The organism is Curtobacterium sp. GD1, assembly GCF_020882855.1.
Taxonomy (GTDB): Bacteria; Actinomycetota; Actinomycetes; order Actinomycetales; family Microbacteriaceae; genus Curtobacterium.
In genome coordinates this window covers 84,685-95,839 of the sequence record NZ_JAFEVQ010000016.1, presented here as the reverse complement: position 1 = coordinate 95,839, position 11,155 = coordinate 84,685, and the positions used below count along the sequence as shown (strand labels likewise).

The following is an 11,155-nucleotide window of genomic DNA, read 5'->3' as shown; positions in this document are numbered from 1 at the left end:
AGGTGTTCCGGTGGTCATAGCGAGAGGGAAACGCCCGGTCACATTCCGAACCCGGAAGCTAAGCCTCTCAGCGCCGATGGTACTGCAAGGGGGACCTTGTGGGAGAGTAGGACGCCGCCGGACTCAACGTTGCAACACCAGGAAACCCCTGACCACCACGTGGTCAGGGGTTTTCTGCGTTTCCAGGCGCGTTATGATCGGCCGACGAACGAAGGGGACCGATGACCGAGCAGCTCGATCGAGCAGCGATCGACCCGGGTCCGGTGTGGCCGGTGTTGACCGATGCGACGAGGTCCGCCCTGCGCGAGATCCTCGTGCACGGTGTGCTCTCCCGAGCCGAGATCGCTCGGTCGCTCGGCCTGTCGCGGGCGAGCCTCACGCGGGCCGTGCGGACGCTCCAGGAGCACGGGTTCGTGATCGAGGTCGGCACAGGGGTGCGTGGCGCCACCGGCCGGCCGTCCGAGCTCCTCCGGACGAGCGAGGGCGTGTGGGAGTTCGTGGGCGTGAAGCTCACGCAGGACCGCTTGTACGCGGCGGTCACCGACCTCGCGGGACGGGTGCTCGCCCTGCACGAGGAAGTGCTGCGTGACGCATCGCCCGACGCGCTCGTGGCCCAGGTCGGCGAGGTCGTCGACCGGCTCCGGGCAGCGTCGCCGGCGATCTGCTCGCTCGGCGTCTCGGTGCCGGGCGACGTGGTCACCCGTGACGGCGTGACCCTGGTCGAGGTGTCGCAGTTCCTCGGCTGGCGCGACGTCCCGCTGTCGGACATGCTCGAGCGCCGGACGGGGCTCGTGACCTTCACGGTGAACGACGTCGACGCGCTCACGGCCAAGGAGCACTGGATCGGTGCCGGCGCGGGCGTCACCTCGATGGCACTCGTCACGGTCGGGGCGGGCGTCGGGTTCGGGCTCGTCACGAACGGCGAGGTGTCGGAGGGCGCCCACGGTCGGTTCGGTCGCGTCGGGCACCTGCCCGTGTACGGCGGCGGTCCGGACTGCGGGGTCGGGCACGCGGGCTGCGTGTCGAGCTACCTGCCGAGCTCCATCGTGGCGCGGAACGCCGGCCACGAGGACGCTGGGTACGACGCGGTGGTCGACCTGGCCCGCGCGGGGGACGAGCAGGCGCTCCAGGCCCTCCGCGACGCCGGCACGGCCCTGGGTGTGCTCCTGTCGACGGTGGTGACGCTGGTGGACCCGGAGACCATCGTGCTGACCGGCGACGGCCTGCCCGTGTACGACCTCGCCCGCGCCGAGGTGGACGCGGCGTTCTGGCAGGGCCTCCGCCCGTACGAACCCGCCGTGACGATCGTCGTGCAACCGTTCGAGTTCTCCGAGTGGGCGCGTGCGGCTGCGGTCCTCGCGGTCCGCCGGCTCCTCCGCTTCTGACTTAGTTACCTGAGTTGACAAACGCCTTCGACGGGCGGGATGCTGGTCCGGTCCACCCGTCGAAGGAGATGTCGTGACCCCTGCTCGTTCCGTGCCCTGGCCCACCGAGGACCTGTCGTTCGGTGGTGACTACAGCCCCGAGCAGTGGCCGCGCTCGGTGTGGGACGAGGACGTCCGACTCATGCGCGAGGCCGGTGTGAACCTCGTCACGGTCGGGGTCTTCTCGTGGGGGCTCCTCGAGCGGTCACCGGGGGAGTACACCTGGGACTGGCTCGACGACGTGCTCGACCTGCTGCACGACAACGGCATCGCGGTGGACCTCGCGACACCGACCGCCGCCCCGCCGAACTGGCTGCTCACGGCGCACCCCGAGATCCTGCCGGTCGACGCGACCGAACGCCGCGAGCGTCCCGGTGGCCGGCTCGGCTGGTGCCCGGCCTCGCCGGTGTTCCGCGAGCACGCGCTCCGGATCGCCGACGCCCTGGCCGAACGGTACGGCGAGCACCCCGCGGTCCGGCTCTGGCACGTGAGCAACGAGCTCGGCGGCGGGAACGGCCGCTGCTACTGCGATGTCTCGGCAGCCGACTTCCGGCGCTGGCTCCGCGCGCGGTACGACCACGTCGACGCAGCGAACGCCGCGTGGGGCACCGCCTTCTGGGGACACACCTACACGTCGTTCGACGAGGTCTCCCCGCCGCGTGGCGTCGGTGGGGCGCCGAACCCGGGGCTCGCCCTCGACTTCGAGCGCTACTCGTCGGACGCGCTCCTCGCCCACTTCGAGGCCGAGAAGGCCGTCATCGAGCAGCACTCAGCGGCACCCGTCACCACGAACTTCATGGTGGGCGCCGGTTCCCAGGTCGTCGACTACGCCAAGTGGGCACGACACGTCGCGATCCCGGCGAACGACCACTACACGCTGGTCGACGACCCCGACCGCGCTGAGGACCTCGCGGCCGCTGCCGACCGCATGCGCGGGATGACCCGCGACGGCGGTCCGTGGCTGCTCATGGAGCACTCGACCGGGGGCCCGAGCTGGAAGCAGCGGAACCGCGCGAAGGAACCCGGCGAGATCCTCCGCAACTCGCTCGCCCACGTCGCTCGGGGGTCGGACGGCGCGCTCTTCTTCCAGTGGCGCGCGTCCACCGCCGGCGCCGAGCAGTTCCACTCCGCGATGGTCCCGCACGCCGGCACCCGGAGCCGCGTCTGGCGCGAGGTCTGCGCCCTCGGCCGCGCACTCCGCGCCCTCGGGCCGGTCCAGGGCGCCCCGGTCGAGCGTGCCCGCGTCGCGATCGTCGTGGACGAGGCGTCCGGCTGGGCGCTCCAGTCCGGGCTGAAGCCGCACCGGGGACTCCGGTACAGGCACGAGCTCCGTGCCTGGCACACCGCGTTCTGGCGCCGCCAGGTCCTGACCGACGTCGTCCCGCTCGACGCCGACCTGTCCGGGTACGACGTCGTGGTGCTCCCGACCCTCTTCGTCGTCGACGACGCGGCCGCGGCGCGGATCGGCGCCGTCGTGGAGCACGGCGCGACGCTCCTGGTGACCTACGCCTCGGGGATCGTGGACGAGACCGCGCGGGTCCGCACCGGTGGCTACCCGGGTGCGTTCCGCGACGTGCTCGGCGTGTGGTCGGAGGAGTTCACCCCGCTGCAGCGCGACGAGCGCGTCCTGCTCGACGACGGCACGGTCGTCACCGACTGGGCGGAGGACGTGGTCGTCGAGGACGCCGACGTCGTCCTCCGGCACGTCGACGGGCCGCTCGCGGGCCGCCCCGCGGTCACACGCCGTGCCGCCGGTGGCGGCGCCTGGTACGTCTCGGCGATGCTCGACGCGGACGGGGTGCAACGGATCGTGGACCGGATCGTCGAGGAGCGAGCGATCGCGCGGACCGTCATCGCGCCTCCAGGCCTGGAGGCAGTGCGTCGCGTCCGGCAGGACGGCACCGGGATCCTGTTCCTCCTGAACCACCGCTCCGACGACGTCGTCCTGTCGGCTGCCGGGACCGACCTGCTCGACGGCTCCGGGCACGGCCCGGAGACCGTCGTGCCCGCCGGCGGCGTCCGCGTGCTCCTCGAGGAGGCGACGGCATGACCGTCGTGGACGGTGAGGAGGCGCGGGCAGCCGTGCCGGCGGCGGTGACGCGCGTCCACGCGCTGCGCGCGGCCGGGGTGGGTGTCGTCGTCGCGACCCGTGTCGACGGCCTGCCCGAGGTGCTGCACTGGGGGCGGGACGTCGGCGAGGTCGTGCCGGAGGACGCGGACGACCTCGTGCTCGCGGTCGCGCGGGCGGTCTCACCGAGTGCGTTCGACGCCCCGTGGCCGGTGACGATCCTGCCCACCGAGCAGGACGGGTGGGAGGGTCGACCCGGGGTCGCGGGACAGGTCGGCGGCCGCCCGCTCGTACCGGTGTGGCGCGACGTCGTGGTGCACGTCGAGGGACAGTTGCTCGTGGTCGACGCCGCGTCGGACGAGGTGGCGCTGCACAGCGAGTTCGCCCTCGACGACGCCGGGGTCCTGCGGGTGCGGCACGCGCTGACGAACAGCGGCACGGCCGACGTCGAGGTGCAGGCGCTCGAAGCGGTGCTGCCGGTGGGGGAGCGTGCCGCCGAGGTGCTCGACCTCGCCGGACGGTGGACCCGCGAGCGGACCCCGCAGCGGCGGGCGATGACCGACGGGGTGCACGTGCGCGAGAGCCGTCGGGGGCGGACCGGGCACGACGCCCCGACCCTCACGGTGCTCGGGACCCCGGGGTTCGACGACACCACCGGCGAGCTGTGGGCGGTGCACCCGGCGTGGAGCGCGGACTCCGTGCACCGGTACGACCAGCTCGCCGAGGCCCGTCCCGTGCTCGGCGCGGGGGAGCTCCTGCGCGCGGGCGAGGTCGTGCTCCGTCCGGGCGAGACGTTCACCACGCCCGACACCGTCTTCGTCTGGACCGACGCCGGGCTCGACGGGGTCGCCGCCCGCCTCCACGACTCGCTCCGCGCGCGCCCCGGGCACCCACGGACCCCGCGCCCCGTCGTGCTGAACACCTGGGAGGCCGTCTACTACCGGCAGGAGCTGGAGCCGCTGCTCGCACTCGCGCGGGTCGCTGCGGACGTCGGTGTCGAACGGTTCGTCCTCGACGACGGCTGGTTCGCCGGACGCCGCTCCGACACCACGGCCCTCGGCGACTGGGCGGTCGACGCCGACGTCTGGCCGCAGGGCCTCGGCCCGCTCGTCGCCGGTGTCCGAGCGCTCGGCATGGACTTCGGGCTGTGGTTCGAGCCGGAGATGGTGAGCCCGGTGTCCGAGCTCGCGGTCGACCACCCGGACTGGCTCCTGCAGGACCCCGGGCGCACCCGGACCTGGCGGCACCAGTACGTGCTCGACCTCGCCCGCGCGGACGTCCGCGAGCACGTGCTCGACCGGATGTCGGCGGTGATCGGCGCGCACCACGTCGACTTCGTGAAATGGGACCAGAACCGCGACGTCGTGCAGACCGTGCACGCCGGCCGGGTCGGCCTCGACGCGCACACCCGTGGCGCCTACGCGGTGATGGACGAGCTCCGTCGTCGACACCCCTGGCTCGAGATCGAGGCGTGCGCGTCCGGCGGCGCCCGGGTCGACCTGGGCGTCCTCGAACGCGCCGACCGGGTGTGGGCCTCGGACTCGAACGACGCGATGGAACGGCTGCCGATCCAGCGGTGGACCGAGCTCCTGCTGCCGCTCGAGCTCATCGGGTCGCACGTCGGCCCCGAAGTGTCGCACACCACCGGGCGGCACCTCGACCTCGACTTCCGGATGGCGGTGTCGCTCTTCGGCAGTGCCGGCATCGAGACCGACGTCACCCGGTGCAGCCCCGCGGAGCTCGACCGGCTGGGGGAGTGGACCGCGCTCTACAAGCGAGAGCGGGGACTGCTGCACTCCGGGCGGCTGCACCACCTCGAACTCGGGGACCCCGGGCTCGCGACGACGGCGGTCGTCGCGCGCGATCGGTCGCGCGCCCTCGTGCGGGTCGCCCGGACCGTCACGGGTCCGCGGTCCCTGGCCGTGCCGCTGCGCCTGCGCGGACTCGACCGGGAGCGCCGGTACCGGGTCGCGCCGGTGACCGGGCTGCGGGTGCCGAAGGGGGTCGACGTGACCCGGACGCCGTGGATCGAGCGGGGGAGCGTGGAGCTGTCCGGCGCGGTGCTCGAGGACGTGGGGGTGCGGCTGCCCGCGCTGGCCCCGGGGACCGCGCTCGTGCTCGAGGTGCAGGCGACCGACTGACCGGGGCGGACGGGCCGGGCACGCGCCCGGCCCGTCCACGCCTCAGGGCAGCAGATCGCCTGCGTGCCGGAGCACCAGGGGGCCGGCCAACGCCTCCACGTCGATGCCCGCCGCGCGCGTGACCTCGAACACCGCCGTCTCGCCGGGCAGCAGCGACACCAGCCCCTCGTCGACCCGGGCCGTGGCGACCACCCGGTCCGGGAACAGCGCGAGGTCCCGCACGTACGCCGTCGCCGTGACCGTGACCCGCGCTCCCTCCGGCGTCGCCGCGACGTCGACCGAGAACGGTCGACGACCGAGGCGCTGGTCGACGACCTCCGCGAAGTCGTGCACCCGCCGCCCCGAGGCCGACCCGGTCACCACGAGCACCTCACGCGAGCGGTCCTGCGGCACCGCGACCTCGACGGGCAGTGTGATCCGGACCGCGTCCGCCGGGTCGACCGAGACGGTCGCCGTGGTCGTCGCGAGCACCGTGCCGTCGAACGCGCGGCGCTCGACGACGACCTCGTCGGTGACGGGCGCACCGCCGGCGTTCACCACGACGACGTCGAGCCCCGCGGCGTCCCGGGCGGCTGCGGCAGCGGCGACCTCGACGGCCGGAGCCCACGGGTGCGGTTCCGGCACGGGCGTCGGCTGCACGGTCGAGAGGACGGGCCGGTAGGCCTGTCGGACCGCGTACCAGACCGGCTTCCGGTGCCCGGCGTGGTCGACGAGCGCCCAGGACACCACGGGCCAGTCGTCGTTGAGCTGCCAGACGACCATGCCGGTGTTGTCCGGCGTGCGGGACCGGAACCACTCCATGCCGAAGCGGATCGCGTGCGCCTGGTTGAGCTGCGCGGCCCAGTGCCAGTCCTCGATGGTCGTCGGCGCCGGGAGGTGCCCGCGCATGCCGTCGGCGAGCTTCCGGTTGCCCTCGTGCGCCTTCTGGTGCACGAGCATCTCGTGGCCGTCCGGGTCGAGCGGCTCGTCGTGCACCACCGCGGTGAGGGTCGACCACGCGGGCGGCCCCTGGAACCCGAACTCGGCGACGAACCGCGGCTGCCAGTCGGCGTAGGAGCGGTAGTCGAGCCGGTTCCAGACGTCCCAGATGTGCACGCTGCCGTTCCGCTCGTCGTTCGGCGTCAGGTACTCGTCGAACGAGAACGGGCTCCCGGGGGTGTACGGCCGGGTCGGGTCGAGCTCCGCGACGACCGCGGGCAGCAGGGAACGGTAGTACCCGTTGCCCCAGGTGCGATCGACGAGCGACGGCCGCCACCCCCACTCGGCGTACGCCACGAGGTTCTCGTTGTTGCCGTTCCACACCACGAGCGAGGGGTGGGGACTGAGGCGGGTGACGGCCTCGCGGACCTCGGGCTCGACCTCGTCGGCCAGCCAGGGTTCCTCGGCGTAGGCGGCGCAGGCGAACAGGAAGTCCTGCCAGACAAGGATCCCGAGCTCGTCGCACCGGTCGTACAGGTCGTCGGACTCGTAGATCCCGCCGCCCCAGATCCGGAGCAGGTTGACGTTCGCCTCGACCGCGTCGTCGATCCGCTCGGCGTAGCGCTCGGCCGTCATCTCGGTGAGGTACGCGTGGTCCGGGATCCAGTTCGCCCCGCGCACGATGACGGGCCGGTCGTTGACGCGCAGGAGGAACGGCGCGCCTCCGGCGTCGGCAGCCGTGTCGAGGGTGACGGTCCGGAACCCCACCCGGCCGGTCCAGACGTCGTCGCCGACCTCGACCCGGACGTCGTACAGGGGCTGGTCACCGTGGCCGCGCGGCCACCAGACGGCGACGTCGGGGACCTCGAGCCGCACGACGGCGGAGCCGGTCGTGCGGTCCGGGCCGGTCGCGACGGGGCGCGCGCCGACGACCCGGCCGGCGGTGTCGGCGGGGTCGGTGGGGCGGACGGGAGGCGCGGTGTCGGAACCGGGGTGCGCTGCGGACGCGTGGTGCGGGGCCAGGGTGATCCGGGCCTCCAGTCCGGCACCCGCGTCACCACCTGCGGACGCGACGGGCGCGCTGCCGATGGCCTGCGAGAAGGCGCCGGAGGAGCCGGCGAACTCGACGTCGACGTGCGCGGTGAGCACGCCGGTGGTGCCGTCGACGTCGACGAGGGGGCGGACGGCCGCGATGCGGACGCCGCTCCAGGACTCGATGCCGATCGACTTCCAGATGCCGCTCGTCGCGACGTCGACGCCCCAGTCCCAGCCGAAGTTCGACGCGTTCTTCCGGAGCGCGTTGTACGGGTGGTGGTTGACGTGCGGGAGCTCGCCGCCGTGCAGCTCGGAGAGCCGGACGGCCGCGGGCACGGGCGCGTCGAACGTGACGACGAGCTCGTTCGCGCCCGGTCGGAGCAGGTGTCCGACCGGGAACCGGTACGAGCGGTGCTGGTTCGCGGTGGTGCCGACGACGATGCCGTTCAGCTCGATCGTCGCGAGCGTGTCGAGTCCGTCCGCGACGAGGTCGTGGCGGCGCTCCCCGGTGCCGCCGGCCCAGTCGAACGTCCGCCGGTACCGCCAGACCGTGTCGCCGATCCACTGCGTCGCGGCCTCGCCGTCACCGTCGAAGGGATCGGGGATCCTGACGGCGCGCAGCAGGTCGGTGTGCACGCAGCCGGGCACCACCGCCTGCACCGGGTCGCGGTGGGCATCGGCCTCCGGTGGACCGGCCACCGCCTCGAGGGTCCAGTGGCCGTCCAGTGTCGTGCGCTCCATCGCGCCTCCTCACGTCGTCGTGCAAGCTCTTGACCGGGTTAGTTTAGCCGTGTAACAATCGCGGTCACAACGACCAGGCCTGCGACGGAGCAGACCGAGAGGACAACGATGTCAACACCAAACCGTTCCCGGCGGCTCGCCATCGCGGCCGCGGCCATCCTCACCACCGCGGGACTCGCCCTCACCGGCTGCAGCTCGAGCGGGACCGCGGCGTCGTCCGACTCCGCGTCGACCCTGATCGCGTACACCGGACAGTCCGGCGACTACCAGATCAACTACAACCCCTGGTCGCCGTCGAACATCGGTGGCGTCGGGACGATCTACGAGGGCCTGTTCTTCATCACGAACGTCAACACGAAGGACCCGAAGCCGCTGCTCGGCAAGAGCTACGAATGGAACGCCGACGGCACCCAGCTGAGCATCACCCTCCGCGACGACGCGAAGTGGAGCGACGGGAAGCCCTTCACGGCGAAGGACGTCGTGTTCACCCTCGACATGCTCAAGAAGTACAAGGCGCTGAACTCCATCGGGTACGACGGCACCGCGAAGGCCGAGGGGGACGACAAGGTCGTCGTGTCCTTCGCGAAGCCGTCCTTCGTGCTCGGCCCGAACCTGCTCGGCAAGACCTGGATCGTGCCGGAGCACCTCTGGAAGGACATCGACCCGACCACCGACGTCGTGCGCAAGCCCGTCGGGACGGGCCCGTACACGCTCGGCACGTTCAAGGCGCAGGCCTTCACCCTCGAGGCGAACAAGGACTACTGGGGCGGTGCCCCGGCCGTGAAGACGATCCGCTACCTGTCGCTCTCCGGCAACACCGCGGGTGCCGACGCCCTGTCGCAGGGCTCGATCGACTGGCAGACCGGCCCCGTCCCGAACATGGACGACATCCCCGGCCACTACCAGGGCTACGACGGCATCACCGTCGGCCAGAACCAGATGGCCCTGCTGACCTGCTCGTCGACGGCGCTCGGCTGCTCGGGCCCGCAGACCGACCCGGCCGTGCGGCACGCCATCGCCGACGCGATCAACCGCAAGCAGCTCAACTCCCTCGCGTTCTCGAACACCGCCAGCGAGATCTCGCCGACGTTCGCACTGACGACGACGCAGAAGGACATGATCTCGAAGGACGTCTCGCCGGCCGTGATGCCGTCCGGTGCCGACACCGACGCCGCGGCCTCGACGCTCGAGGACGCCGGGTACGCCAAGGGTGCCGACGGCATCTACGCGAAGGACGGCAAGAAGCTGTCCCTGACGGTCGAGGTCGTCACCGGCTGGACCGACTACATCACCGCGATCGACACGATGACGCAGCAGCTCAAGGCCGCCGGCATCGAGCTCAAGGCGCAGCAGTCGTCGTGGAACGAGTGGACCGACAAGAAGACCAAGGGCAACTACCAGCTCGCGATCGACTCGCTCGGCCAGGGCCCGACCGCGAACCCGTACTACCTCTACAACAACTACTACTCGACCGCGAACACCGCGAAGGTCGGCGAGGCGGCCCCGATGAACATCGCCCGCTACAGCAACCCCGAGGTCGACGCCGCGCTGCAGAAGCTCGCGACGATCAACCCGGAGGACACCGCGGCGACCCAGCCCGAACTCGACGTCATCCAGCAGCACGTCGTCGAGGACATGCCGTACATCCCGATCATGACCGGCGGCACGACGAGCGAGTTCCACGCGGCGAAGTTCACCGGCTGGCCGACGAAGGACGACCTGTACGCGTTCCCGGCGGTCTGGGCGAGCCCGGACAACGCCGAGATCTTCAAGGCCCTCAAGCCCGCCAAGGGCTGAGGCGAGGACTGCGACCGAGGAGCGCTCGTATGCACTACTTCCTGCGCAAGATCGGCTTCTACATCGTGGCCCTCTGGGCGGCGTTGACGCTGAACTTCATCATCCCCAGGCTCCTGCCCGGGAACCCCGTGGACATCCTGCTCGCCAAGCTCCAGCAGCGCGGCGGGCAGGTGACCCCGGCGACCCGGCAGGCGTACGAGCTGCTCCTCGGTGGCAACTCCTCGGAACCGATCCTCGCCCAGTACGGCCAGTACCTGGGCAACGTGTTCCGCGGTGACCTCGGGGTGTCGGTGAGCTACTTCCCGGCACCGGTGACCGAGGTCATCGGGAGCTCCCTGCCGTGGACGATCGCCCTCGTCGGCATCGCCACCGTGCTCGCCGCCGTCATCGGCGTCGCCCTCGGCGCCTTCGTCGGGTGGCGACCGGGCACCTGGCTCGACTCGTTCGTGCCGGCCACCACCCTGCTCGCCGCGGTGCCGTACTTCTGGCTCGCGCTGATCCTCGTGTACTTCTTCGCGACCGGACTGCACCTGTTCCCGGCCCAGGGCGGCTACGACGTCGTCCTCACACCGGGGTTCAACGGCGAGTTCCTCATGTCGGCGCTCAAGTACGGCGTGCTGCCCGCCGCGACGATCGTGCTCGCCTCGCTCGGCGGCTGGTTGCTCGGGATGCGCAACATGATGGTGTCCACGCTGTCCGAGGACTACATCACCACGGCGCTCGCGAAGGGCCTGCCGCACGGCAAGGTCCTCCGCAACTACGCCGCCCGCAACGCCGTGCTGCCGTCGGTCGCCGGGTTCGCGATCTCCCTCGGGTTCATCGTGTCCGGGTCCGTCGTCACCGAGCAGGTGTTCTCGTACCCCGGCATCGGGTCGAAGCTCCTCTCCGCGGTGACGAACAACGACTACGCGCTCATGCAGGGCATCTTCCTGTTCATCACCCTGGCGGTCCTCGGCGCGAACCTCGTCGTCGACCTGCTCTACGGGCTCATCGACCCGCGCACCCGGGCCCGGAGCTAGGAGGACACGACC

The 11,155-nt window shown here is 71.8% G+C and carries 6 protein-coding genes and 1 rRNA gene; 6 read left to right on the top strand and 1 reads right to left on the bottom strand.

Features of this window, described 5'->3' with window-relative positions; genetic code table 11:
• Positions 1-6: 6 nt before the first annotated feature.
• The 4 genes from rrf to JSX79_RS10830 all read left to right on the top strand — a co-directional run bounded on the left by rrf (position 7) and on the right by JSX79_RS10830 (position 5,633).
• Positions 7-123: ribosomal RNA gene (gene rrf, locus JSX79_RS10845) — 5S ribosomal RNA — on the top strand.
• Positions 124-221: 98 nt separating this feature from the next.
• Complete coding sequence (locus JSX79_RS10840; protein WP_229086202.1) at positions 222-1,385, top strand: ROK family transcriptional regulator; 1,164 nt, start codon at positions 222-224, stop codon at positions 1,383-1,385.
• Positions 1,386-1,458: 73 nt separating this feature from the next.
• Positions 1,459-3,474, top strand: a complete 2,016-nt coding sequence (locus JSX79_RS10835; protein ID WP_229086200.1) for a beta-galactosidase — start codon at positions 1,459-1,461, stop codon at positions 3,472-3,474.
• On the top strand, positions 3,471-5,633 hold the full coding sequence (locus JSX79_RS10830; RefSeq protein ID WP_229086199.1) for an alpha-galactosidase: 2,163 nt from the start codon (positions 3,471-3,473) through the stop codon (positions 5,631-5,633). Before JSX79_RS10835 ends, JSX79_RS10830 begins: the two co-directional genes overlap by 4 nt.
• Before the next feature lie 42 nt (positions 5,634-5,675).
• On the opposite strand, the gene JSX79_RS10825 is transcribed toward JSX79_RS10830, so the two are convergent.
• Positions 5,676-8,327, bottom strand: coding sequence for a glycoside hydrolase family 2 protein (locus JSX79_RS10825; protein WP_229086197.1), 2,652 nt, complete (start codon positions 8,325-8,327; stop codon positions 5,676-5,678).
• Positions 8,328-8,435: 108 nt separating this feature from the next.
• Here JSX79_RS10825 and JSX79_RS10820 point away from each other — a divergent pair, with 108 nt between their 5' ends.
• Together JSX79_RS10820 and JSX79_RS10815 are read left to right on the top strand one after the other, a co-directional pair.
• The gene (locus tag JSX79_RS10820; RefSeq protein WP_071301780.1) at positions 8,436-10,124 is read left to right on the top strand and encodes an ABC transporter substrate-binding protein; all 1,689 of its coding nucleotides are present in this window, start codon (positions 8,436-8,438) and stop codon (positions 10,122-10,124) included.
• 29 nt (positions 10,125-10,153) lie between these two features.
• Positions 10,154-11,143 (top strand): ABC transporter permease, encoded by a 990-nt coding sequence (locus JSX79_RS10815; protein ID WP_070418539.1) that lies wholly within the window; start codon positions 10,154-10,156, stop codon positions 11,141-11,143.
• The last annotated feature ends 12 nt before the right edge of the window (positions 11,144-11,155 follow it).